This window comes from Flexivirga caeni, from assembly GCF_003724155.1.
Taxonomy (GTDB): Bacteria; Actinomycetota; Actinomycetes; order Actinomycetales; family Dermatophilaceae; genus Flexivirga; species Flexivirga caeni.
Window position 1 is genome coordinate 152,725 of record NZ_RJJQ01000007.1, and the last position, 23,956, is coordinate 176,680.

The window sequence follows — 23,956 nt, forward strand, 5'->3', positions numbered from 1 at the left end:
GGATCACCTTCCCTATACGGACGCCACCATCCGTATAGATCCGTAACCAGCCGTCCGATCGGCCAGTTCACGGCGCCCACCGGCCTGGCCTAGCGTCGAAAGCACCACATCGCCGTCCTCGGAGGCTGCCATGCCGTTCCCCGCCCTGACCCACGTCGCCATCACCGTGACCGACCTCGACGCCAGCACCCGCTGGTACAACGCGCTGTTCGACACGTCTCCGGCCGTCGACGAGGACGAGGAGTCGGGCACCTTCCACCACGTCGTCTATGCGCTCGACGGCGGCACGCTCTTCGGGTTGCACGCCCACACCGAACCCGGCCCGACGAGCACGTTCAACGAGCGCAGCACCGGCCTGGACCACATCGCGTTCGCGATCGGCCGCGACGAACTGGACGGCTGGGCGGCCCGGCTCGACAAGCTCGGTGTGCAACACAGCGACATCAAGCACGCCGGTTACGGCTCGGGCATCTCATTCCGGGACCCCGACAACATCGCCCTGGAGTTCTTCGCGCCGCCTGCGTAGGGCGCGCCTGCGATCGGCTCGGCCACCAGATCCTCGCCCGGCAGGTCCATCCGCAGCACGACGTCGCCCGGGTGCAGCCGTTCGTCAGCGCGATAGAGGTCCAGCAACTGGCGCTCTGCGGCCAGGTCCCCGGTGTCGGCGCGCACGAGCAACCCGGCGACCTCGTCGATCAGTTGCGCATCCTGCGCGTTGCTCCCCGGACCGCCCATGCATCCCCAGTTGTCCCAGAGCAGCAACTCGTCGCCGAAGCGGTGCGCAACCTCGCGCACGACGTAGTCGCGCACGAACCACGCGCCCCGCGCGACGGGCACGGACGGGTCGACGCCGTACGTCTCGACGTCGATCGTGCCTGCGCGATGCGCCCGCCATACCTCGGCGGCGGTGTGAAAACCACTGCCAGCAGTGATGTCTCGCGGATCAGCAAGCGCGGCACTAGCGGCGTCCACTTCGGGGTCGAAGCGCACCCACCGCTCCCCCAGCCACACTTCGGGGACGACGTGGTCATGATGCCAGCCGTTGACGAAGTAGTCGACGAAGCCGACCCGCGAACGCGCCAGTATGCCGTGCTGTCGCAGGATCGCGACACTCAGCAGCGTGTGGTCCCGGCAGCAGCCCTGCACCTTCGTCGTGGGTTCGCGCGGCTCGCTGAGTGGTGCCGGGTGCCGGCTCTGGTCGATCTCCAGGGTGCGCTCGATCCAGCGGGCATGTATGTCGGGGACCGACTCGGCCGGCAGGTCGTGCCCGGACGCCCGGTAGTGCACGATGAGGTTTCGCGCGACCGCGGACACGTCGTCGAGGTCGGTAGGCACCGCGTCCAGCAAGGCTCCAAAGCGCCCAGGGTCGCTGTATGCCGTGTGCCGCGAGTGGTCGACCACGGCAACCGCATCGAGTGCATTCATGACTGGATTCCGTTCTGTCGTCGTTGTTTTCGCGAAATAATTGTCAGTGCGCGCCGTCTCCGGCCAGCGGCTGCACAATGTCGGCCAGGTGCTCGACACCGGGGCTGCCATCCCAATCGCAGATGTAGCGCTCACGGGCTGCCCCGGCGAGGCGGAGCCCGTCGGAGGCCTTCGCCACCGCAGCGTGGACCTGGACGATCTGTGGATAGCTGCACAGGTCGGACCCGATCTCGGCATACAACTGCTCGCCGGCGGGTTCGATCCGCACGCTGATCTCGGACGTGGGGGTGGAACGAGACCCTCGAACGGCACGCAGATCTCGATCGGCCCGTCGCTGTCCGGACTCACCATGCCGTGATAGATCACCCAGAACTCGGCGGTCCGCGTCGCATCGTGCGCGGCCAGGTGCTCGGAGATAGCGCGGTCCGCGTCGCCGCTGAAGCAGTCGACCAGGTCCGGCTGGAGCACCCGCCGGGTGATCGACGCAACCGTCCGTTCGGTCACCGTGCGCGACTGCACCACGATGTCGGCCCGGTGCACCTGGTGAGTCGTCAGGTCGGCGAGCAGGAACTCGACGATGCTCTGTTGCTCCTGGCGCAGTCGTTCGTGTTGTCGCCACCATTCGTGGAGGCGTTCCGCGGACAGGGTGTCGTCGGGCGCGTCCACGATCCGGCGCACGACGGCGAGCGGGGCACCCGCTCTGCGGAGCATGGTGATGCGCTGGGCGCGCAGCAGTTGGTGCAGTCCGTAGTAACGATAGCCGGTCCGCTCATCGATCCGGCGCGGCAGGAGAAGGCCCGAATCGGCATACAATCGCAGGGCTTTGGAGCTCAAGCCGGTCTTGCGACCGAACTCTCCGGCGGTCATGTCGTCCATGCGAGGAGTCTCAGCCTCGCCCCTGGGGCGAAGTCAAGAAGTCCGTGACGCGCGCGGTGACCTCGGCCGCGAACTCGTCGAAGAAGCCGTGCCGGCCGGTCGGGTGCACCCACACCTCGCTGCCCGGAATCAGGTCGCCCAGGGCGGTCGCGGTGACGGCGGGCGCAAAGACGTCATGGACACCGTGCAGGATCAGTGTTGGCGCCATGATCTGCGAGAGGCGTTCAGCCGCATCGTGTTTCGCACTCATGCGCAAGTGACGGCTCGCGTCGCGCCGACTGATGGCCGGGTCGCCGAAGAGATGGCGTGGGACGCGCTGATAGCCGCCGCGTGCAGCCACCCATTCCGGTGTGTAGAACAGGTCGACCGTCGTGCGCAGCCGCGCGTCGGCATCCGGGCTCGCGAGCGCCAGGCGCACTTCGCGGCTGCGCTCGGTCGCCACCGCGCCGCCGGGCGTCGTGCAGGCGAGCACCAGCCCCCGGACCAGATCTGGCCGTGCAATCGCGAGTTCCTGGGCGATCCGGCCGCCCATCGACGTGCCGTAGACGAACGCGCTCCGCGCTCCGAGTGCGGTCAGCACCGCTGCCGCGTCTGCAGCGAATTGCCGCGTGGACCAGTCGGTTTCGTCCTCGGCCTCGCTGTCGCGTTGGAGTCGCGCCGTGTCCCCGGTGCCGCGATAGTCGAAGGTGACGGTGAAGAACCGGTCGGTCAGCAGCGGCCGCACGTGCTGCCACCACCGGTGTGAATTCGCCTGACCTTGCAGCAGGAGCAGCCTTGGCGCACCCCGAGTGCCCTCCACCTGGTGTGCGATGCGCGCACCAGGTGACCCGGGTCGTCCCGCGCAGCTTCATCTGCGGGGATTCACCGCTTCCGCCGCTTCAGGTAGGCGGCCAGCTCGTCATACGCACCCGACTCGTTGCTGTAGAGCGCATAGTTCTTCGCGGTCTCGAGCCACTCTCCGATGCTCGGGCGCACCTGGACGCTCGCGTCCGTGAGTATCCGCTGCGTGATCGGCTGCAGGGTGCCGCTGCTCATCGACGCGGACATCGCAGTCTCGGTGGCCTGCTCGCAGACCAGTGCCAGATCCGCGCCGGAGAAACCGTCAGTGCGCTGGGCGAGCTTGCCGACGTCGACCTGGTCGACCGGCTTGCCCTTCAGGTGATAGCTCAGGATCGCTGCGCGTGCGGCCAGGTCCGGCGGCAGGACAAGGACCCGGCGGTCGAACCGCCCGGGCCGCACGAGGGCGGAGTCGATGTCCCACGGATGGTTGCTGGCCGCGAGGACGAAGACGCCGTCGTTCTGCGAGGACGCGCCGTCGAGCTCGGTCAGCAACTGGTTGACGACGCCGCGCATCGCCGAACCGCCGCGCTGCTGGCTGCGTTTGAGCCCGAGCGCATCCACCTCGTCGAAGAAGAGAACGCACGGCGCATTGCGACGGGCCGCCTCGAAGATGCCGTGCAGATTGCGTTCGCTGTTGCCGATGAACATGTCGAGCACGTCGGAGAGCCCGACCTCGTAGAAGCTCGCGCCGAGTTCGCCGGCCAATGCGCGGGCGATGAAGGTCTTCCCGCAGCCCGGCGGACCCCACAGCAGCAGGCCGCCGCGCAGCGACTTGCCGAACTGTGCGCTCAGCCCCGGGTTGCGCATCGGTGCAAGGAAGGAACTCTGCAGCCGCTGCTTAACCTCGTCCAGCCCGCCGACGTCGGCCAGCGTGGCCCGCGCTGCTTCGAGCCGGCCGATCTCAGGCTCCTCCAGCGCGGCACTGTCCTGCCAGTCACCGATCAGTTCGTCGGCGGTGTCGGGAACGGCGAGCGCCGGAGCAGGTGCAGCCGGCTGGTCCGTGCCGGCTGGGCGCGGTTCGAGTGCGTCCGCCATCCGCCCGTACGCCGCAGCCCGCGCGTCGTCGCCGCTCGCCTGCGCGGCAGTGGCCGCGATCCGCAGCGCGCCGACATCGTCCGGCCGCGCGGCGAGCACCGTGGTCGCCTCAGTCAGTGCTTCGGCTGCACGTCCCGCGTCGAGCAGCAGTTGCGCCAAGTGCGTCCGCACCGCATGGTTGTGCTGATCGGCCGCGAGCGCCGCCCGCAAGGCATCAATCACGGGTTCGGTCGACATTTGGGGGACAATACCGGACACCGGCCCCGCACCCGCGGCGGCCAGCGACTACTCCAGGGGACTGGGAATGCCAGCAGGTGAGGACGACGGGCACCTCTTCCTTGCCCGGGGCACGCAGCTGCTTGAGCTCGGGCGCGCACGTGAAGCCGAGCATCAGTTCCGGCAGGCCCTGGTGCACTCCCCCACGGATCCGGTCCTCAGCATGCGACTCGCGCAGGCTCTGCTGATCCAGGACCGGTATGACGAAGCGGCCGCGGCCGCGCAGCGATCGCTTGCCGCCGCCCCGGACAACGCCTTCACCCTGCTGATGCTGAGCGGCGCCGAAGCCGGGCGTGGCCGGCGGGCGGTCGCGCTGGACGCCGCCCGTGAGGCGGTGCGCCTGGCTCCGTTCAACCCGGCGGCGCATCGACAGGTCGGCGCCCTGCTCATCAACTCGGGGAAGGAACGCGCCGCGCTTCCGGCGCTGCTGCGCGCCCGCGAGCTCAATCCGTCATACGTCGGAGCGGCAACCTCCCTGGCGCTGGCCCACCTGCGGTTGCGGCAGTATGACGAGGCCCGCACCCACGTCACGGACGCGCTGCGGCTGGACCCGCAGGACCCGACCGCGCATCTCGTCTTCGGCCTTCTCGAGTCCAGCGCGGGCAGCTCGCGCCAGGCGGTGCGCGCCCATCGCGAGGCGCTGCGGCTCGACCCCAGCAACCCGGTGAACCGGGCGAGCCTGGTCCAGGCGCTGAAGAACCGCAACCCGGCTTATCGATGGCTGGCCCGCTACGCACGCTGGCGTCAGTCGCTGAGCGCGGGGGCGCGCAAGGCGTTGCTGGTCATGCCGCTCGTGCTGCTCTTCCTGCTGCGCCCGATTGCGCAGACGACGTTCGCCGGCGTCGTCATCGTCCTGCTGCTGGTTGCGTCGTTCCTCTCGTGGTCGCTGGACCCCGCGATGAACCTGGCGCTGTGTCTGGGCCGGGATCGCGCCTTGCTCGAACCACGGGTGCGGCGCTCGGCCACGCTGTTCGGCGTCTACGCCACCATAGGGGTGGTCTGTGCGATCTGGGGCGTTGCAGCTGGGCGGATCCAACTCGGGGTCACCGCAATCGGTTTCGCCATCTGGGCGGTCACTGCCGGCTACGCGCATCAGGCAGCGACGCGTGTTCTCAGGTGGGTCGCCGGCGCCCACGCGGTGGGCGCGGTGCTGCTCGCAGTCGTGGCCTGGCTGGCGGCGACCGGCTCGACGGCGTTTCCGCAGTGGCTCGTCCTCACCTCGCTACTCGGCGCCCTGCTCTGTATGGCGGAGGTCGCCCGGCTCCGCCGCCCGCAGCACACTCGGTGAACCGCACCTGGTGCAGCCCCCAGGGCCTCGAGTCCGTGGGGGCTGCACCTCGTCCAACTCACGAGGTGGTGCGGAGGTTCCCTACACCTGGCGCTTGTCGCGGATCGCGGCCTCGATCTCGCTGATCGCGTCGGCGACCGGCACCCCGTTGCGCTGCGAGCCGTCCCGGAAGCGGAACGACACTGCGCCCGCGGTCCGGTCGTCCTCGCCGGCGATCAGCATGTAGGGCACCTTCGACTTGCTGGCGTTGCGGATCTTCTTGGGGAAGCGGTCGTCGGAGTCGTCGAGTTCGACGCGAATCCCCTTGTCCCGCAGCTGGTCCAGCACTTCGGAGAGGTATGGCGCGAACTCCTCGGCGACCGGCACGCCCAGCACCTGCACCGGTGACAACCACACCGGGAAGGCACCCGCGTAGTGCTCGACCAGCACCCCGAGGAAGCGCTCGATCGACCCGAACTTGGCCGAGTGGATCATCACCGGCTCCTGCCGGGTGCCGTCGGGCGCCTGGAACTCCAGCCCGAAGCGGTGCGGCTGGTTGAAGTCGTACTGGATCGTCGACATCTGCCAGGTGCGGCCGATCGCGTCGCGCGCCTGCACCGAGATCTTCGGCCCGTAGAACGCGGCGCCGCCCGGGTCGGGCACCAGCTCCAGCCCCGACTCGGTCGCGACCTGTTCCAGGATCGAGGTCGCGGTCTCCCACTGCTCGTCGGAGCCGATGAACTTGTCCTTCTTGTCGCCCTCGGTGTCGCGCGTGGACAGCTCCAGGTAGAAGTCGTCCAGGCCGAAGTCGCGCAGCAGCGACAGCACGAAGCCCAGCAGGTGCCGGATCTCGTCGGGCGCCTGCTCCGCGGTCACGTAGGAGTGCGAGTCGTCCTGCGTCATACCGCGCACGCGCGTCAGACCGTGCACGACACCCGACTTCTCGTAGCGGTAGACCGAGCCGAATTCGAAGAAGCGCAAGGGCAGTTCGCGGTAGGAGCGTCCGCGCGACCGATAAATCAGGTTGTGCATCGGGCAGTTCATCGCCTTCAGGCGGTAGTGCGCGCCCTCGAATTCCATGCCCGGGAACATCGTGTCCGCGTAGTAGGGCAGGTGGCCGCTGGTGTGGAAGAGACCGTCCTTGGAGATATGCGGCGTCCCGACATACTGGAAGCCCTCCTCAATGTGCCGGCGGCGGACGTAGTCCTCCATCTCCCGCTTGATGACGCCCCCCTTGGGGTGGAAGACCGGCAGGCCGGAGCCGAGTTCCTCGGGGAAGCTGAACAGGTCGAGCTCGGCGCCCAGCTTGCGGTGGTCGCGCTTCTCTGCCTCGGCGAGCCGGTCGAGGTAGGACTTCAGCTCGTCCTTGCTCGGCCAGGCGGTGCCGTAGATGCGCTGCAGTTGCGGGTTCTTCTCGGAGCCGCGCCAGTATGCCGCCGCCGATCGCATCAGCTTGAAGGCGTTGCCGATGATCTTGGTCGACGGCAGGTGCGGCCCCCGGCACAGGTCACCCCAGGCGACCGAGCCGTCTCGCCGCACGTTGTCGTAGATGGTCAGGCCGCCCTCTCCGACCTCCGCGTCGGCGCCCTCGGCCACGTCGCCGGCCTTCGACTTCAGCCCGATGAGCTCCAGTTTGTAGGGCTGCGAGGCGAGTTCGGCGCGGGCGTCGTCGTCGCTGATGTCGCGGCGGTGGAACGTCTGACCCTCATTGATGATCTTCTGCATCGCCTTCTCGAGGGCCTTCAGGTCCTCGGGCGTGAAGGGGGTGTCGACGTCGAAGTCGTAGTAGAAGCCGTCGGTGATCGGCGGCCCGATGCCGAGCTTGGCGTCCGGGTTGACCTGCTGCACCGCCTGCGCGAGGACGTGCGCTGCCGAATGGCGCAGCACGTTCAGCCCGTCGGGCGAGTCGACCGGCACCGGCTCGACCAGCGCACCGGCCGGGACCTGGCGGAAGAGGTCCTGCAACTCGCCATCGACGGTCATCGCCACGATGCGGCGGTCGTCGCCGAAGAGCTCCGTGCCCGTCGTGGCCTGCTCGACCCGGCGACCTGCGGCGGTGGGGGCGGCTCGACCTGCTGACACGGGTGTTCTCCTTCGGTATGGCGGGGGTATGCCGTGCCGCGGCACGTCATACAACACGGTGCCCGGCGACTCCGCCGGGCCTTGCCAGATTATCCGGCGCGTGACCCTCACGCGACGTCAGGCTGCACCGTCATACCGGTGGCCACGAGAATCCGGCCCGGGCTCAGCTGACCGCGACCGCCCAGGCCAGCACGATGACGCACAGCACGCCCAGCACGATCGCGGTGATCCACAGCCCCCGCGGCGCGCCGCCCGGTCCCGTGACCGGCGAACTCACCGGCACACTCACCGGCGCGGTCATCGCCCACGAGGGTTCGGGCACCGGTTGGGGCATCGCGTGCGTCACGGACGCCGCCAACGCTTGCGCGGGCGCCTGTTGCGACCGCGACGGCGCCGGTGTCGCGGACGAGCGCGGCTGGCGCATCGCCGCCCGCGCGGCGTCCATCAGCTCCGGAGCGCTGGCCGGCCGCTGCGCCGGGTTCTTGGCCAGTCCTGCCCGGACCACCCGGTCCAGCGACTCGGGCAGGTCGTCGCGGTGCAGCCGCAAGGACGGCGGCGGCTGCTGCAGGTGCGCGGTGATCAGCTGCACCTGGTCGTCGGCGACGAACGGTTTGCTTCCGGTCAGCCCCTGATAGAGCACGCACGCCAGCGAATAGACATCGCTGCGGCCGTCCTGGTGCGCTCCCAGCTCGAACCGTTCGGGCGCCATGTAGGACGCGCTGCCCACCACCTGACCGGTCTGGGTCAGGTCGTGCTGGCTGACGCTGGCCGCGATGCCGAAATCGACGAGGTGGGCGAAACCGCGCGGGTCGACCAGGATGTTGGACGGTTTGACGTCCCGGTGCACCAGGCCCGCCCGATGGGCCGAGTCGAGCGCGTCGCCGATCTGGCTGAGCAGATCGAGCGTGCGCTCCACCTCCAGCCGACCGCGGTCGAAGAGCTGGGCGAGATTGCGGCCCTCGACCAGCCGCATGTCCAGGTAGAGCCGGCCGTCGATCTCGCCATACCCGTGGATGGGTATGACGTGCGGGTCGGTCAGCCGGGCGACGATCGCTGCCTCCTGCTGGAACCGGGCGCGGTATTCCTCGTCCGCCGCCGTCGCCGGATGCATCACCTTCAGCGCGACGTCACGGCCCAGCCGCGTGTCCGTGGCCCGCGCGACCTGACCCATGCCGCCGGTGCCGATGACTTGGTGCAGCAGATAATGGCCGAACACCGCCGCACTCGCGCCGTCCGTGCCGGTCACCGCACCACCCCACGGACCGGCTGCACTCCAACGATCACGCGCCCAGGTTAACCGGCGTGCACAAACCCCGGTCGTGGTGTGAGCGTGCCGCGACGACAGAGGCATACTTGTCGGTTACCGTTGTATGGCGAATATCCCGGGCACGGAGACCGGGCGAATCGCACAGCGGCATCCCGGGAATCCGCCAGCCCAGGACCGCCATACCAACCCCAGGAGACGACCACGGTGAACGCGACGACCTCGATCCGTCGATGGGTTGCGCAACGACTGATGTCGACGGCGGCTGCCGGCCGGTCCTCCGGAATCAGCGGGCTGCCCGTGCTCCCCAAGAAGCTCACCATGCCGCTGCGGCGGGACGGCATGAACCCGGTGCCCGCACTGGCCCGGATGCGTGACGAAGATCCGGTGCGCCGCATGCGTCGCGTCTTCGGCATCAATGTGTGGCTGGTCAGCGGCTACCAGGAGGCCAAGACGGTGCTGGCCGACACCACGAGCTACAGCACCGACATCCGGCCGCTCCTCGGCGTCGGCACCGACGCCCGGATCGGCGGACTGGGGTTCACCGACCCGCCCGAGCACACCCGGCTGCGCAAGATCCTGACCCCGGAGTTCACCGTCCGCCGGCTCACCCGCCTGCAGCCGGCCATCGATCGCATCGTCACCGAGCGCCTGGACGCGATGGAGCACGCCGGCCCGGTCGTCGACCTGGTGCACGAATTCGCCTTTCCCATCCCGTTTCTGGTCATCTGCGAACTGCTCGGCCTGCCGATCGAGGACCGCGAACCATTCCGCAAGCTGGGCACGGCGCGCTTCGATATCTCCACCGGCGGCGCCAACGCGTTCGGCGCGATGTCGCAGTCGCGGGCGTTCCTGCAGGACACCGTGACGCGCCAGCGTCGCGACCCAGGGGACGGGCTGATCGGGCAGATCATCCGCGAACTCGGCGACGAGGTGAGCGATGAGGACCTGGGCGGGCTCGCCGACGGCGTTTTCACCGGCGGCTACGAGACCTCCGCCAGCATGCTGTCGCTGGGCACTCTCGCGCTGTTGCGCGACCCGGACAGCTATGCCATGGCCGGGCGCCGCGAGACCGTCGACGACGTCGTTGCCGAGTTGCTGCGCTACCTGTCGGTCGTACAGATCACCTTCCCACGCTTCGCCAAGAACGACATGGAGCTCTACGGAAAGCAGATCACGAAGGGCGACGTGCTGATCGTGTCGCTCTCCGGCGCCAACCGAGACAACGCGCTCGGCCCCAACCCCGACGCATTCGACCCGCTCGCCGACCGGCCGTCACACCTCGGCTTCGGGCACGGCTTCCACCGCTGTGTCGGCGCCGAGCTCGCGCGGATGGAGTTGCGCTCGGCATTCCTCGGCCTCGTGCAGCGATTCCCGCAGCTCGAGCTCGCCATACCCCCTGAGCAGTTGAGGTTCCGCGACCTGTCGATCGTGTATGGCGTGGACGCGCTTCCCGTGCGGCTCAGTCCCGGCACGACTGCGCAAGTCTCCGCATGAGGATCGTCCACGTCGCCGACTCGTTCCCGCCGGACGTAGGCGGCATCGAACGGCAGGTCGAGGCACTCGCCCACGCCCAGCTCGCCGACGGGCACGACGTGTCGGTCATTACCGCGGTCAACAAGGATGGCCCCCAAGGCGGCGACCTCGACGTGCACCGCGGTCTGCGCACCCGGTGGCTGACGATCGCCTTCCCGTCGTTGAACCACCGGATGGTTGCGAAGGTGCTCGACCGCGGGGACGTGGACGTCGTGCACGCACACTTCACTGTCGCCTCCCCCATCGCCATTTACGTCGCGCGGGCCGCGAGCCGGCGTGGCATCCCGGTGGCCGTGACTGTGCACTCCGTGTGGTGGAAGGTTGCGGTCGTCCACCGGTTCGTCAGCGGCGTGTTCTTCGGCCCGAGCCGGTTGCGGGTCGTCTACTCCGGGGTGAGCACGATGATCGCCGGACACATCCGCCGCGTCTACCCGCGTGCCGGCGACGTGTCGATCGTCCCGAATCTGGTGGACACGCAGTGGTGGGCGCCGCAGTCGCCGTCGAAGCACCGCGCCGGTCAGCCCGATTTCCGCGTCGTCCTCGTCGGCCGGCTGAAGAAGCGCAAGCACATCGACGAGTTCATCGAGATCCTGTCGCAGGTGAAGGCGAAAGTCCCTGAGGGCACTCAGGTTTCGGTGTCGATCGTCGGCGCCGGACCGCGGCACGACGATCTGCGGCAGCAGGTCGAGCAACTCGGGCTCGACTCGTGGGTCGAGTTGCTCGGTCACCGCACCCCGGAACAGATCCGGGACCTGTTGCACGAGTCGGATCTCTTCGTCGCACCCTCACGCCAGGAGGCGTTCGGCATCGCCGCGCTGGAAGCACGCAGCGCCGGCGTGCCGGTGATCGGTTACACCTTCACCGGGCTCGCCGATTTCGTCGAGTCCGGCGTGGAAGGCCTGCTCGTCGACGACGCGGACGATATGGCCGACGGCCTGGCGAAGCTCTTGGTCGACGGCCAGCGCGTGGAGCGTCTCAAGGCGTCGACCCGGAGCCGGCCGCCGGCAGTCACCTTCGACGATGCGATGCGCGCCACCTACGCCTTCTACGATCGCGCCCGCCGCGAACTCGGCGGGCGGCGGTCTTCCCGCGACTGACGGCTTCCTCGCCGAGCGACGGCGAAATCACGCCGTCACTCGGTGAATGCGCCGTCACTCGCGCGGGTATGACGTCGACATGGCCTTCAACGTCACCCAGCAGCTGATCAGTGACCACCTGGTGTACGGCGATCTCACGCCAGGGGAGGAAATCGGGCTGCGCGTCGACCAGGCTCTCGTGCAGGACGCAACCGGCACGATGGTGATGCTCGAACTGGAGGCGCTCGATCTCGACCGCGTGCGGACCGAGATCGCCGTCCAATACATCGACCACAACCTGCTGCAGGAGGACGAGCGAAACCCCGACGACCACGCGTTCCTGCGCTCCGCGGCGGGGCGCTTCGGATTGTGGTTCTCCGGGCCGGGCAATGGCGTCTCCCATCCCACCCACCAGCAGCGGTTCGGCCGTCCGGGCGCGACCATGGCCGGCTCGGATTCGCACACCTGCGCCGCCGGGGCGCTCGGCATGCTCGCCATCGGAGTGGGCGGCCTGGACGTCGCCATGGCGCTCGCCGGTGAGCCGCTCTACGTGCGGATGCCGCAGATCTGGGGAGTCGAGCTCACCGGGGAGCTGCCCGACTGGGTGTCCGCGAAGGACGTCGTGCTGGAAATGCTCCGCCGGCACGGAGTCAAGGGCGGCGTCAACCGGATCATCGAATACCACGGGCCCGGACTCGACGGGCTCACCGCGATGGACCGGCACGTGATCGCCAACATGGGTGCCGAACTTGGCGCAACGACAACGGTTTTCCCATCCGATGCGGAGGTCCGCCGTTTCCTCGCGAGTGAGGATCGGGAGGATGTGTGGCGAGAGCTCGTCGCCGACGACGGCGCGTCATACGACCTGGAAGAACACATCGACCTGTCGTCGCTGGAGCCGCTCATCGCCAAACCGTCGTCGCCCGGCAACGTTGTCCCGGTGCGGGAGGTCGCGGATGAGCCGGTCGCGCAGGTGGTGATCGGGTCGTCGGCGAATCCGGGTCTGCGCGACTTCGCCGTCGTCGCCGAGACGTTGCATGGCCGGTATGCCGACCCCGGTGTCTCGGTCGACGTCAACCCGACGTCCCGGGAGATCCTGCAGGACCTCGCCAAGGGCGGCTGGCTGTTTGACCTGGTCAGCGCGGGCGCGCGCGTGCATCAGTCCGGCTGCCTCGGATGCATCGGCATGGGCCAGGCGCCCGCCACGGGCCGCAACAGCCTGCGCACGATGCCGCGCAACTTCCCCGGCCGCTCCGGCAGCCACGAAGACTCGGTGTGGCTGTGCTCGCCCGAAACCGCTGCGGCAGCGGCCTTGACCGGAGTGATCACCGACCCGCGAGAGCTCAGCCACGAGCAGGGCATCGCCTACCCACACCCGAAGCTGCCCCAGCGCGCCAGCGTCAACACGGCGATGCTCGTCAAGCCATTGCCGGCGGAGCAGGCGCGCGACGTGAAGCTGGTCAAGGGGCCGAACATTTCCAGCCTGCCCGACTTCGACGCATTGCCGGCCGACCTGGAGGTCCCGGTCGGTTTGATCGTCGGCGACGATGTCTCCACCGATGAAATCCTGCCGGCGGGGGCCAAGGTGCTTCCTTACCGGAGCAACATCCCGAAGATCTCCGAGTTCGTCTATCACGCAGTCGACCCGGACTACGTCGAGCGGGTGACGGCACTGCGCGAGGACGGTGGCCACCTGATCGTCGGTGGCGACAACTACGGACAAGGGTCCTCGCGCGAGCACGCGGTGATCGCGCCGCGCTACCTCGGCTTGCGGGCGGTGATCGCGAAATCGTTTGCGCGGATCCATTGGCAGAATCTCGCGAATTTCGGCATTCTCGCACTGGAGTTCGACGACCCCGGCGACTGCGACGACATCGAGCTGGGCGACACACTCATGCTGCCCGGGTTGCGCGACGCGATCCAGCGCGGGAACACCGTCGAAGCGACCAACTCGCGCGGCGAGGCGTCATACGAACTCAGGCACCGGCTGTCACCCCGTCAGGTGGACATGGTGCTTGCCGGCGGCCGGATTCCGTTGCTCCGAGGGCAGATCGATGCCGGCTGAGGCGAGCGAACTGCGTCGTAAATACGGCGAGACCTACGCCCAGGAGGCGGGCATCACGCTGCGCGACAAGCCAGCACCACTCTTTCAATTGTTAGTGCTGAGCTTGCTCTTCTCGGCACCCATCAGCGCGCATGTCGCGACCGCGAGTGCCCGTGAACTGTTCAGCGCAGGGTGGCGGACACCGCGAAGGATGCGCGAGGAGTCGACGTGGCAGCAACGTGTGGACGCGTTGGGCCGCGGCGGTTATCGCCGGTATGACGAGAGCACCGCCCGCTACCTGGACCACCTGTGCGACAGGTTGCTCGGAGACTACGGCGGCGACCTGCGTCGGCTACGCGACGAAGCAGGCGGCACTCGTGATCAGATCGAGCGTGGGCTGCAACGCTTCGAACGCATCGGTCCAACAGGTGCGGCAATCTTCTGCCGCGAAGCACAAGGGGTATGGCCCAGCCTGCAGCCGTACTTCGACACGCGAGCACTCGATGGCGCGAAACGAGCGGGCCTGTCGCCTGATCCGGCGGTACTCTCCGCGACGGTCACGCCGGACGATCTACCCTCGTTGGCGGCGGCACTCGTGCGGGTCGATGTGAGCTGACGGCCTATTCTGAGCGACGGCGCAACGACACACCCTCGTAGCCGCCTGACACGCCCGCTAATGCCGCACCGAACGACAGGACAGACACATGGATGCCCGCGAATTCGCCCAGTTGGCAGCGCAGTTCGATGCAGCCGAAACTCCGGCAGCAACCGCCGACGAGGTCGTGGAGCAAGGGCGGTTGCTGCTCGGCGCCGACCACGCCGGCATCAGCCTCATCGAGACCCGCCATCGGCTGCGCACCGTCGGGACGGACGACCCAGTGGTTCTCAAGGCCGACGGGTTGCAGTATTCCCTCGAGGAGGGGCCGTGCTACTACGGCGCCTGGAACAGCGACACGTTGTCCAGCGACCGGATCGATGCGGACGAACGGTGGCCGTCCTGGGGCCGCGAGGCAGCAAAGCTCGGGCTGGTCAGCGCCCTGGCCGGTGAACTGTCCGGCATGGACGGACGACGCCTCGGCTGCCTCAACCTCTACTGGCAGTCGCCCCGGGAGTTCAGCCGCGACGACCGGTCATACGTGCAGATCTTCACCACCCACGCTGCCATCGCGCTGGCTTCGTCGTTGCGCGATGCACAACTGAACATTGCCCTCGATGCGCGCAAGGTCATCGGTCAGGCGCAGGGCATCCTGATGGAGCGGCACGCACTGCGCGCCGAGCAGGCGTTCGACGTGCTCCGGCGCTACTCCCAGGACCACAACATCAAGCTCCGCGAAGTTGCCGAGTTCCTCGTGTCACACCGCGAATTGCCCACCAGCCGTGCCGAATACGAAGCGCGGCTGCCCGAGACGACTGCGGCTGAGGGCTGAGCGCAGGCGGGGCAGGCAGGTTCACGACGCGGCGCGCACAGGGTCCTGCGCTGGGGCAATGGCGGCGCGCAGCCGACGGAGTATGTCGGAGAGCAGCCTCGACACCTGCATCTGGCTGACCCCGATCTGTGCCCCGATCTGCTGCTGGGTGAGATTGTCCACGAACCGCAGGCGCAGGATGAGTTTCTCCCTCGCCGGGAGGTCACGCAGCACCGGCCGGAGCGCCTCGAAGGTTTCGATGCGCTCGAGGTCGGGCTCCAGCCGGCCCAACGTATCGCCGAGTGTCGTCCCGGCGTCATACTCGATCGGCGCGTCCATCGACCGGGCGACATACTGGCCGTCGACGGCGCGGGCACACGCGACGTCCTCGACCGAGAGACCCATCGACCGGGCGATTTCGGCCGTCCCCGGTTCGCGCCCGAGTGCCTGGGTCAACTCCTCGGTGCAGGAGCGCACGGTCAGGCTGCGTTCCTGCAGCTGGCGGGGCGGGCGCACCGCCCAGCCATGGTCCCGGAAGTGGCGCTTCAGCTCCCCTGTGATGGTCGGGACGGCGAACGCCACGAAGCCCGACCCGCGATCGGGCTGAAACCGTCGCACGGCCTGGACGAGGCCGAGTAGCGCTACTTGTTCGAGGTCCTCCCGCTCGAGCCCCCGATTGTCATACCGGTGCGCGATCGAGGTGGCGAGCGCGTGGTGGTCCAGCACCACCTGGTGGCGGAGTCTGGCCGCCGCCGCGTGGTTCGCGCGGCGCGCTTGCTGGAGGAGTTCCTCCGCGGACGACCGCCCGTCGGGCGAGATGGGAAGAACACCTGCTGTGTGCGGCATGGATCATCGCTTTCACGAGAAACCACACCGACCACTGGGCTCGAGCCGGCACGTGTCCTTCACCCTGGCACACCTGGCGGACGTCGGCAAGGCGGCACGCGAGGGTGTCGAATCTCCCTGTGCCGGGTATGTCCTGGAGTGACAACCCAGAACACTCACCACGGAGGTCGCAGAGATGCCCACGAAGAAGCCCGGCCCTTCGGTCAAGGACGACGAGCTCTACGAGAAGCTGCGCGACGAGGGGAACAGCAAGGAGAAGTCGGCGCGCATCGCCAACGCTGCCGCACACTCATCCAGGTCGGACGTCAGCCACAGGGGCGGGAAGAGCCCGTCCTACGACGACTGGACCAAGGACGATCTCTACCGGCGCGCCGCAGACATCGGCATCCGAGGCAGGTCGTCGATGTCCAAGGCCGAGCTCATCACCGCTCTCCGCAATCACTGAGCCGGCGGAGACGCTGCTCGTCGAGCGATCGGACCGTGCCCTGTCCTGTTGAGGCACCGTCGACGGCGAAGCGGGACACGTCCTTCAGCCGATAGCCGTGGCCGGGTGCCGCGGGGCGACTCGCTGTCAGCCGGCCGTCGCGCACGACCGGCGCCCCCTCGAGCAACTGGGCTTCGACAGCGACGTGGTCGCTGAACCACTCGACGTGGCGAAGGTGGTCGTCCGCCATACCGAGCGGAAGATGCAGTGCCGGAGCACAGTTGGCGGAAACCGGGACGTGCGCGGCCCGAGCGTATGCCGCGCAGCGGCGCCATCCCGTGAACCCGCCGCACCGGGTGACGTCCAGCTGCACGCAGTCGACGGCGTCACACATCGACCTGGCGTCCGACACCTCGGCGATGTGCTCGCCGGCAGCAACGTCCAGCCCCAGCACGCCGCGCAACTGCGCGAGACCGCGCATGTCTTCCCCGGATACCGGCTCTTCGAACCAGGTCACGCCCAGGATGTCCAGGTCCTGGCCCACCCGCAGCGCCTGGCCACGTGAGTAGGCACCGTCGGCGTCGACCATCACCTGCGCCGCGCCGCGCACCCGGGTGACGACCCGCGCGACCCGGACGCGGTCGCGCGCAACATCATGGCCCGCGTTCTCACCGATCTTGATCTTGACCGCGGGGCAACCCACGGCGAGCCACTCGTCGACCTGGGCGTCCAGCTGGTCGAGACTCATCGAGGTGAACCCACCGGATCCGTAGACCGGCACCGACTCGCGATGCGTCCCCCAGAGTTCCGTGATCGGCAGGCCCAGACTCTTGCCGCGCACATCCCACAATGCGATGTCCACCGCGCTGATCGCGGCCATCACGATCCCCCGGGTGCCCAGATCGCGACAGGCCCGGCGCATCCGTTCCCAGAGTCGCGACGGGCTCGCCGGGTTCTGACCGACCACCTGCGGCGCCAGCACCGACCGCACGAGTTCCGCCGCCGCCGGCGACGTGTAGGTCCACCCGAGACCAGTGTGGTCACCCGCGTGCACTTCGACGACCACGACGCCCGTGTGATCCCACGTCAGGGTGCCGTCACTTTCCGGCTCCGGAGTGGGGAACACCAGGGCGTGCACGTCGACCTGATCCACGATTGCAGGCGTCATACGGGACCGCATACCCGATCTGGGCTTCCCTATTCCCATTCCAGCCGTCAGGCTCCGGCGTGCCGCAAGCGCTCCAACAGGGGTACGGCTGCTTCGCGGAGAAAGCGCTGCGTGCTGTCGCCGCCGATCTGCACGAGCGCGACGTCGGTGAAGCCGTTCTCCCAGAACGGACGCACCGCCTCGACGATGGCGTCCAGATCCGGCCCGCACGGTATGGCGGCCGCGACGTCCTCGGGCCGGATGAATTGTGTTGCGGCAGCGAACCCCTCGGGCGTCGGCAGATTGGAGTTGACCGGCCAGCCGCCGCCGAACCAGCGGAACTGCTCGTGCGCCCGCTGCCGGGCGACGTGCTCGTCCGGGTCCCAGCAGATGGGAAGCTGGCCGATAGCGCGAAATCTTCCACCGAGTTCGACCGACGCGTCCCGCCACTCGCGCACCAGAGTCGGGGAGGGTTCGGTTGCAATCAGATGATCGGCGAGACCCGCCAGCCGGGCGATGCCGGATCCGCCGCTGACGGCCACCGCGATCGGCACACCGTCCTCGGGAACATCCCATATGCGTGCCGAATCCACTTGAAAATACAGGCCATCGTGGTCGATGAGCCGGCCGGTGTGGAGCCGGCGGATGATGCCGATGGCCTCCGCGAGCATCTCCTGTCGGTCCCGCAGAGCCGGCCAGCCGTCGCCGACGACGTGCTCGTTGAGGCTCTCGCCGGACCCGAGTCCGAGGGTGAACCGCCCGTCGGCGAGCAATTGCAGGGTGGCGGCCTTCTGGGCGACGACGGCCGGGTGGTACCGCATCGTCGGGCAGGTCACATAGGTCATCAGGCCGACCCTGGTGGTCGCGTGGGCCACGGCGCCCAGCACGGCCCAGGCGTATGGCGCGTGTCCCTGCTCGCGCAGCCAGGGCGAGAAGTGGTCGCTGGAGACCAGGAAGTCGAATCCCGCCCGCTCCGCGGCGATGGCGTCATCGACGAGTGCCTTAGGCCCGGACTGCTCTGTCATCAAGGTGAATCCGAACTGCGTCATACATCTGCTGTACCCGGGTATGTGGTGACGGTAAACCGCGACGCCACTCGGGTGCAGCGAACGAAGTGATCGAGGAGCAAAATCATGGCCGACCGCACGGCAGCCGACGGTGCCGGTGTCATCTTCGATGTGGACGGAACCCTGCTCGACACGAACTACCTGCACGTCCTCGCATGGTCGGCAGCGTTCGGCGACAACGGTTTTCGCATCGAGACGGCCGACATCCACCGAGCGATCGGGCTCCCGAGCGATTCCCTGGTCGAGCGGCTCGTCCAGGAGCAGCGCCCCGACCTCATGGAGGCGCACTCCGATCACTTTGACCGGCTGCGCGAGCGCTACGGGGTGCATGCGGTGACCGGTGCGGGTGACCTGCTGCGCCGGTGTGCAGCGAGCGGCTGGACCGTCGTGCTCTCGACCAGTGCCGACAAGGATGACCTCGACTGGATGCTGCCGCTGATCGGAGCCGACGACGTGATCGCGGGGACGACGACGTCCGGCGACGTGCCGCACGGCAAACCGCATCCGGACGCAATGGTCACCGCGATGGACGCACACGGCCTTGCAGCAGAGCGGACGCTCGCCGTCGGCGACTCGGTGTGGGACATGCGCTCGGCGCGCCGAGCCGGGATCGACTGCGTGGGCCTGACAGCCGGGGGCATCAGCGGCCCGGAACTGCAAGACGCCGGCGCAGCCGAAGTCCACGACGACCCGGCAGCCCTGCTTGGTCGTTTCCGGTTGTCGCTGTTGGGAGTTCGCGCGCCACAGACGCAGCGCTGATTTGATCGCAGCAGCTGTGGGTAGGACAGGACTCCCACAATTGACTCGCACTGGAGGCGCCATGACAGACATGTACGACTCACAAGGACGCACCGGCCATCCGGCCGCACAGGTGCCACTCTCGGGCGACCTCGTCGCCCGGCTCGGCGAGTCCGCAGGCGACTACGCCCGCGCGCTCTGGGCTGTTGCCCAGGACGGCGACGCCGACGCCGACGGTATGGCGGGAGCCATCCGCCGGGTCAACGAGCGGTTCGGCGTCGACGGCCCCGACATGGTGGTCGACCGGATGCAGGAGATCTTCCGTAACTCGGGAGGGTTCCTGACGATCATCAGCGAGGACCGGGTGCTGGCCGGGGCGCTGTCGGACGACGACGATGCGACGGAGCCGCCCCACGCCCCGAACGCCGCGCACGAGTCGACCGACACGGCCGGCTGAGCGGCAGGCGTATTGGGGCAAATTCATTCAGCGGTCAGCGGCGTCGCGATGCCCGGCCATCTTCGCGTCCGTATGACCCCACGGCTTTCTCGATCGTGACCGCCGACCTGAGTCGCGCCACTCACTCAAATCAGGCACGTTCGGACACATCGTCGCAGGTCAGCGCCCTCGGCGTCCCGCAAATGACCTGCCTCGTCCACAATTCACTGACTCAGATCATCTCAGATCGCGCAAGCGGATGACCTGCGACGATGCTGGTGCCGATGCGTGGCAAAGCCGACACCACGGCGCCCTGCAACTTCAGAGAGGCACCCCGGTGACACGACTCAGGAGCCGACACCGGTCCAGTGAGTGTTGACCGGTCGTCGAGTCGCGTGCCGTCCACGGCTCGGCTCCTCACCCGGCCCTTCGCGCCGAGAGGGTCGTAGATGTCCTGAAAAGCCCAAACTTACGTGCAGTTCGCGACAGCTACTACCCCTCTCGATACGGCAGGAGACCATGCCTTCCGCTATTTCCCTGACGGGGACACCGACGTCACGGGGGTCCACACCTGTACGAGAATTGTGTCGCCTGTCGTTGCGTCTGCAACGACAGTTCCCGTGCAAGTCGTCGTCTGCGTGTCGCCGGGGGCTGTCGTGCCGGCACCACCAACTGTCGGCGGGCAAGGCCCGGTGTCCTGGCTGAAGACGTAGGCGGCAACACCCGTGGGTGACACAGACGGCGCCCCTGCCCCCGGCGCCGTCGCGATCGCCAGCGCGTGATAGACCCCGGAGCGCACCAGAAGGGTCGGAGAGTCCGCGACCCATGGGGCAGCTGCACCGTCCTTGGCGGTCACGTGCGCTCGGACCGCTTCCGCCGTCATCGGGAACTTTGTATCGGCTGTAGCCGGCTCAAGAGTCCCACCGCCATGATCAGGAAATGCCTGCTCCGCCTTGGACACGGCGACCACCGTCAACGAGCCGGTGCTCGACGTTGTCGAGATGTCGGTCGCAGAGGCCTTCGGCGTGGATGTCGTATTGGACCCGCACCCGGAAACCAGGGCAACGAGCACTGCGCCACCCAGGAGGATTGCCGGTCTTGCGTGTATGACCCGGACCATGATGTCTCCTCACATCGTGCATTGCCATGCCGTATTCCAACTGGCCATTTGACGTAGCGATCAGGCTGGATTTGTCCACGTTCTTATGTGGTCACATCCCGACGCATTCGTGTAGTACTTATTCGGTGACGGCAGATTGTACGAATACTTATTCAAGTAGCAGGGGATTGCGACGCCATGGCCGTCAGAAACGCGATAAATACCCAATGCCGTGAAGTTTGTCGGAGAACTCGCGCTACCCGGAACGTTGTTTGGCCCGCTATCATCCACCTCACCGAAGAAAGTTGGCTGGAAACTCCACCCTAAAGTCCAGGGGTCATAGGGCATGTAATAGCCTAACTGTTTCGAGCCCTGGAAGGCCGCCATCTGAATGCCATGCCCAGGAGTCGGCTAAGGTCCGGATGGACCGGCGTAGAAGACTCGGGCCGTGATCTTCGTGCCAAGAGTAAGGCAAGAGCCGAGGGTTCTTTGAAAACTGAAGCCGATGTTGTATTCAGCATAAAGCCGCATGCATGACTCGCGGTTATCATACATGTATCCGGCTTGTGCGTAGTGATTTACAACTCCGGCGTCTTGTATCATGACCCACGCAGTCGAAAATGTGTATGGGTACGTGAGATTTGAGCATACGTTCCCGCTTCTGACCTCAGAATACCCTGATACGCCTTCAGGCGTATCAGCCCAGGAATTCGGCGATCTGCTATAGCCGGTGTATCCCACCTGGGCATTCGTTTGACTGCCACACGTTGAGGCCAACGCTGACTGACTGTTCACAATAGATTGGACAGCACGAAGGCGAGCGCCAAGACTGATGCGAAGATGATTCTAGCGTGGCGAGAACGCCAGCCAATGATCGTATTCTCTAAGTTCACAGAGTTACCCCTGCCGATGGGTCCCTAGGGGTGACGGTTTCCTCCGCTAGGGAACTGCGGAACTGACGTTAGACCTGACCAACGAACCAGTCAAGACTTCCAGCGCGGGATTTGGGTGGCGGTTCTGCCTGAATCATTGACCCCTGCGTGCGCTCGCCTCAACGGGCAGGGTGGACATCGTCTCCTTCCGGTACTCTCCGACACCTCACTTCGGTGCGACTGGCCAGCCCCGGCACTTCGGGCTGCAGGTGAACCGGACTTGGTGGACGAGGTCGTCAACACGAAAGCGGCTGCTGATTGACGTCTTTGTTCACTTGGCTGCTCCCGGCGCCGAGCTTAGTCGCTGGGTGTGGTGATGTAGGTGCGGCCGGTGGGGCTGGTCCAGGTGCAGACGCCCAGGGGTGTCATGGTGACGGTCCAGCCGTGGGCTTGTTTGGTGCGGTGATGGTAGCGGCATAGGCAGTGAAGATTCCATGCGGCGGTGGGTCCGAACGGCCAGGCCCGGACGTGGTCCAGGTCGCAGCGGACTGCGGGGCGGGTGCAGCCGGGGAAGCGGCAATGAGAATCCCGGGCGCGCACGAACGCGGCAAGTTTCGGACTCGGCCGGTACCGGGTTTGGCAGGTTTCGACGGTCACTCCGGTGTCGGCGTCGATCAGGGCACGGGTGATCGTCATCCCGAACGATCGGGTCATGGCTTCGACCACGGAGGCGCGGATGGTGCCGACGCCGGGGATGATCGCATCCCCCACGCGAGCCGTCACGGGTGCCGAATCTGGTTGCGGTTGCTCGTTGTCCGGTGCCGCATCGTCTACCGGTGGCGCCAGCCACGGCGGCGGCCTGCCTGGTGGGTCCTGGCGGTAGGGCGGCGCATGGGAGTCATCGTCGAGCTCGCCGTCGGCGTAATCGTCCGGATCGGGCGGGTACAAGGTTTTGAGGAGTTGGTTGAACTCGGTGTCGACCTGCGCCTGCGACTTCAGCCGCGTTGACGATACGGGCCCGGTGGGTGGTGCGCCAGGTGGCACGTCCGGTATGCCGGTCAGCCCGTTGATCGGGTGCGCGAACCCGGCAGGCCACCCCGCCGTCCCTGCTGCGGCACCTGCCGCTGTGCCAGTGTGCACGGGGATCTGCACGACCAGCTGGGTGGTGACGGTGGCGTTGTCCAGGATCAGGTCGGCGAACGCGTCGGCCCGGCATTCGGCCAGTGTCTTCCCGGTGGTGGTGTCCTTGTGCAGGTCACTCGCCAGCTCGTTCACTGCCGCCATCACCCGTGCCGCGGTCGCCGCATCCAGGATCGCGTGCAGGTGGGACAGGCCGGGCTCGTCGTCCGGGTGGACGAATACCCCGACCCGGTCACGGCGCCGGGCGGCCGCCGCCTTCCCGGCTGACACCGGGCTGATCGCGGCCAGGATCCGGCCGGTGCGGCGGCGCAGCTGCCCCACCGATTGCCGGCCGATCAGGGCGACACCCGCCTGCTCGGCGACCGCGGCTTCTTCCGTGCTGGTGCCGGCCGGGTCCGCGTCACCGAGCAGCGCGGCCTCGACCTGCCGCGCCATATCCAGTGTGACGGGGGTGCCGTCCCCGGCCCGGGAACGGACCACCTGCCCCAACGCGCGGTGGATCGTGGCCAGCTTGCCCGGCTCGACCTCGCCGGCGCCGACATGGGTGAACAGTCTGGGGGTGCGGGTCATCGCGTCCACCGCTTCACTGATCCGGTCGACCGCGTGCCCGGACGTCCAGCCCAGCAACGGGCCGACCTCGCACCCGATGAACTCGTCCTGGTGGGTGCCGACAGCGTGCCGCACCGTGTGCTCACGAAAACCGGACGGTGCGCTGCGATCCGGGAACCGAACCTCCTCGATCGCCGCGACTTGCGCCAGCCGCGCCGACTGCACTGCCCACGCCGTGTTCAGCACCCGTTGTGTGGCGAGGACCTGCTCCAGCAGGTCCTCCTTGGCCAAGGTGATCGAGTCGATCCGGGTGTCCTCGAATGCCGAGGCCAGCAGCTCGAACGCGGCCTGGATTTTCGCACCTGCAGACCCGGGCGCACCCTCACCGGGTGTGCGGTCTGCTGTGGCGTCCTCCATGACCTAATACTACAGGTGTTCGAGTTATATGTCGAGTGCTTAAGCGCATCAACTCACAGTATTTTCACCGGATTTCGCGACACCAACACTGGCG

Annotated in this window: 19 protein-coding genes; 10 read left to right on the forward strand and 9 right to left on the reverse strand. The window is 67.5% G+C overall.

Annotated elements, in window-relative coordinates; translation table 11 throughout:
• The first annotated feature begins 130 nt into the window (after positions 1 to 130).
• Positions 131 to 526: a VOC family protein gene (locus tag EFY87_RS08735; RefSeq protein ID WP_123271086.1), complete on the forward strand. Its 396-nt coding sequence runs from the start codon at positions 131 to 133 to the stop codon at positions 524 to 526.
• Here the strand turns inward: EFY87_RS08735 and EFY87_RS08740 are convergent.
• The 3 genes from EFY87_RS08740 to EFY87_RS08750 all read right to left on the reverse strand — a co-directional run bounded on the left by EFY87_RS08740 (position 457) and on the right by EFY87_RS08750 (position 4,413).
• Complete coding sequence (locus EFY87_RS08740) at positions 457 to 2,301, reverse strand: MerR family transcriptional regulator (RefSeq protein ID WP_123271087.1); 1,845 nt, start codon at positions 2,299 to 2,301, stop codon at positions 457 to 459. The two genes, EFY87_RS08735 and EFY87_RS08740, sit on opposite strands and share 70 nt — an antisense overlap.
• A 10-nt stretch (positions 2,302 to 2,311) precedes the next feature.
• Positions 2,312 to 3,100, reverse strand: coding sequence for an alpha/beta fold hydrolase (locus EFY87_RS08745; protein ID WP_245988550.1), 789 nt, complete (start codon positions 3,098 to 3,100; stop codon positions 2,312 to 2,314).
• Between the two features lie 62 nt (positions 3,101 to 3,162).
• Positions 3,163 to 4,413, reverse strand: coding sequence for an ATP-binding protein (locus EFY87_RS08750; protein WP_123271089.1), 1,251 nt, complete (start codon positions 4,411 to 4,413; stop codon positions 3,163 to 3,165).
• A 67-nt stretch (positions 4,414 to 4,480) separates the two neighbouring features.
• On the opposite strand from EFY87_RS08750, the gene EFY87_RS08755 reads away from it, so the two are divergent.
• A complete protein-coding gene (locus tag EFY87_RS08755; protein ID WP_123271090.1) occupies positions 4,481 to 5,740 on the forward strand; it encodes a tetratricopeptide repeat protein in 1,260 nt (419 codons plus the stop codon).
• Between the two features lie 81 nt (positions 5,741 to 5,821).
• On the opposite strand, the gene thrS is transcribed toward EFY87_RS08755, so the two are convergent.
• Positions 5,822 to 7,801, reverse strand: a complete 1,980-nt coding sequence (gene thrS, locus EFY87_RS08760; RefSeq protein ID WP_123271091.1) for a threonine--tRNA ligase — start codon at positions 7,799 to 7,801, stop codon at positions 5,822 to 5,824.
• A gap of 163 nt (positions 7,802 to 7,964) precedes the next feature.
• Complete coding sequence (locus tag EFY87_RS08765; RefSeq protein ID WP_158607561.1) at positions 7,965 to 9,047, reverse strand: serine/threonine-protein kinase; 1,083 nt, start codon at positions 9,045 to 9,047, stop codon at positions 7,965 to 7,967.
• 225 nt (positions 9,048 to 9,272) lie between these two features.
• Between EFY87_RS08765 and EFY87_RS08770 the strand changes: the two genes are divergently transcribed.
• The 5 genes from EFY87_RS08770 to EFY87_RS08790 all read left to right on the forward strand — a co-directional run bounded on the left by EFY87_RS08770 (position 9,273) and on the right by EFY87_RS08790 (position 15,148).
• The gene (locus tag EFY87_RS08770) at positions 9,273 to 10,562 is read left to right on the forward strand and encodes a cytochrome P450 (protein ID WP_245988551.1); all 1,290 of its coding nucleotides are present in this window, start codon (positions 9,273 to 9,275) and stop codon (positions 10,560 to 10,562) included.
• Positions 10,559 to 11,698, forward strand: a complete 1,140-nt coding sequence (locus EFY87_RS08775) for a glycosyltransferase family 4 protein (protein WP_123271094.1) — start codon at positions 10,559 to 10,561, stop codon at positions 11,696 to 11,698. Before EFY87_RS08770 ends, EFY87_RS08775 begins: the two co-directional genes overlap by 4 nt.
• Before the next feature lie 79 nt (positions 11,699 to 11,777).
• Complete coding sequence (locus EFY87_RS08780; protein WP_123271095.1) at positions 11,778 to 13,742, forward strand: aconitate hydratase; 1,965 nt, start codon at positions 11,778 to 11,780, stop codon at positions 13,740 to 13,742.
• Positions 13,732 to 14,337, forward strand: a complete 606-nt coding sequence (locus EFY87_RS08785) for an endonuclease (protein ID WP_123271096.1) — start codon at positions 13,732 to 13,734, stop codon at positions 14,335 to 14,337. Before EFY87_RS08780 ends, EFY87_RS08785 begins: the two co-directional genes overlap by 11 nt.
• 88 nt (positions 14,338 to 14,425) lie before the next feature.
• Positions 14,426 to 15,148, forward strand: a complete 723-nt coding sequence (locus EFY87_RS08790) for a GAF and ANTAR domain-containing protein (RefSeq protein ID WP_123271097.1) — start codon at positions 14,426 to 14,428, stop codon at positions 15,146 to 15,148.
• A 21-nt stretch (positions 15,149 to 15,169) separates the two neighbouring features.
• Here EFY87_RS08790 and EFY87_RS08795 read toward each other — a convergent pair whose 3' ends face one another.
• On the reverse strand, positions 15,170 to 15,973 hold the full coding sequence (locus EFY87_RS08795) for a SigB/SigF/SigG family RNA polymerase sigma factor (protein ID WP_123271098.1): 804 nt from the start codon (positions 15,971 to 15,973) through the stop codon (positions 15,170 to 15,172).
• A gap of 175 nt (positions 15,974 to 16,148) precedes the next feature.
• Between EFY87_RS08795 and EFY87_RS08800 the strand changes: the two genes are divergently transcribed.
• A complete protein-coding gene (locus EFY87_RS08800) occupies positions 16,149 to 16,418 on the forward strand; it encodes a DUF7218 family protein (protein WP_123271099.1) in 270 nt (89 codons plus the stop codon).
• Here the strand turns inward: EFY87_RS08800 and EFY87_RS08805 are convergent.
• Positions 16,396 to 17,565, reverse strand: a complete 1,170-nt coding sequence (locus EFY87_RS08805) for an enolase C-terminal domain-like protein (RefSeq protein ID WP_158607562.1) — start codon at positions 17,563 to 17,565, stop codon at positions 16,396 to 16,398. The two genes, EFY87_RS08800 and EFY87_RS08805, sit on opposite strands and share 23 nt — an antisense overlap.
• Positions 17,566 to 17,612: 47 nt before the next feature.
• Positions 17,613 to 18,593 carry a TIGR03557 family F420-dependent LLM class oxidoreductase gene (locus tag EFY87_RS08810; RefSeq protein WP_123271101.1) on the reverse strand — a complete coding sequence of 327 codons (981 nt, stop codon included), beginning with the start codon at positions 18,591 to 18,593 and terminating at the stop codon, positions 17,613 to 17,615.
• 84 nt (positions 18,594 to 18,677) lie between these two features.
• On the opposite strand from EFY87_RS08810, the gene EFY87_RS08815 reads away from it, so the two are divergent.
• Positions 18,678 to 19,370, forward strand: a complete 693-nt coding sequence (locus EFY87_RS08815; RefSeq protein WP_123271102.1) for an HAD family hydrolase — start codon at positions 18,678 to 18,680, stop codon at positions 19,368 to 19,370.
• Between the two features lie 61 nt (positions 19,371 to 19,431).
• Positions 19,432 to 19,806 (forward strand): hypothetical protein, encoded by a 375-nt coding sequence (locus EFY87_RS08820; RefSeq protein WP_148043292.1) that lies wholly within the window; start codon positions 19,432 to 19,434, stop codon positions 19,804 to 19,806.
• Positions 19,807 to 22,113: 2,307 nt separating this feature from the next.
• Here the strand turns inward: EFY87_RS08820 and EFY87_RS08830 are convergent.
• Positions 22,114 to 23,862: an HNH endonuclease signature motif containing protein gene (locus EFY87_RS08830; protein WP_123271105.1), complete on the reverse strand. Its 1,749-nt coding sequence runs from the start codon at positions 23,860 to 23,862 to the stop codon at positions 22,114 to 22,116.
• Positions 23,863 to 23,956: the final 94 nt, after the last annotated feature.

What these genes read in the sequence shown, in the direction of transcription:
- EFY87_RS08735 (WP_123271086.1), top strand. Translation starts at nt 131, where the DNA reads ATGCCGTTCCCCGCCCTGACCCACGTCGCCATCACCGTGACCGACCTC.
- EFY87_RS08740 (WP_123271087.1), bottom strand. Translation starts at nt 2,301, where the DNA reads ATGGACGACATGACCGCCGGAGAGTTCGGTCGCAAGACCGGCTTGAGC.
- EFY87_RS08750 (WP_123271089.1), bottom strand. Translation starts at nt 4,413, where the DNA reads ATGTCGACCGAACCCGTGATTGATGCCTTGCGGGCGGCGCTCGCGGCC.
- EFY87_RS08755 (WP_123271090.1), top strand. Translation starts at nt 4,481, where the DNA reads ATGCCAGCAGGTGAGGACGACGGGCACCTCTTCCTTGCCCGGGGCACG.
- EFY87_RS08775 (WP_123271094.1), top strand. Translation starts at nt 10,559, where the DNA reads ATGAGGATCGTCCACGTCGCCGACTCGTTCCCGCCGGACGTAGGCGGC.
- EFY87_RS08780 (WP_123271095.1), top strand. Translation starts at nt 11,778, where the DNA reads ATGGCCTTCAACGTCACCCAGCAGCTGATCAGTGACCACCTGGTGTAC.
- EFY87_RS08785 (WP_123271096.1), top strand. Translation starts at nt 13,732, where the DNA reads ATGCCGGCTGAGGCGAGCGAACTGCGTCGTAAATACGGCGAGACCTAC.
- EFY87_RS08790 (WP_123271097.1), top strand. Translation starts at nt 14,426, where the DNA reads ATGGATGCCCGCGAATTCGCCCAGTTGGCAGCGCAGTTCGATGCAGCC.
- EFY87_RS08795 (WP_123271098.1), bottom strand. Translation starts at nt 15,973, where the DNA reads ATGCCGCACACAGCAGGTGTTCTTCCCATCTCGCCCGACGGGCGGTCG.
- EFY87_RS08800 (WP_123271099.1), top strand. Translation starts at nt 16,149, where the DNA reads ATGCCCACGAAGAAGCCCGGCCCTTCGGTCAAGGACGACGAGCTCTAC.
- EFY87_RS08805 (WP_158607562.1), bottom strand. Translation starts at nt 17,565, where the DNA reads ATGACGCCTGCAATCGTGGATCAGGTCGACGTGCACGCCCTGGTGTTC.
- EFY87_RS08810 (WP_123271101.1), bottom strand. Translation starts at nt 18,593, where the DNA reads ATGACGCAGTTCGGATTCACCTTGATGACAGAGCAGTCCGGGCCTAAG.
- EFY87_RS08815 (WP_123271102.1), top strand. Translation starts at nt 18,678, where the DNA reads ATGGCCGACCGCACGGCAGCCGACGGTGCCGGTGTCATCTTCGATGTG.
- EFY87_RS08820 (WP_148043292.1), top strand. Translation starts at nt 19,432, where the DNA reads ATGACAGACATGTACGACTCACAAGGACGCACCGGCCATCCGGCCGCA.
- EFY87_RS08830 (WP_123271105.1), bottom strand. Translation starts at nt 23,862, where the DNA reads ATGGAGGACGCCACAGCAGACCGCACACCCGGTGAGGGTGCGCCCGGG.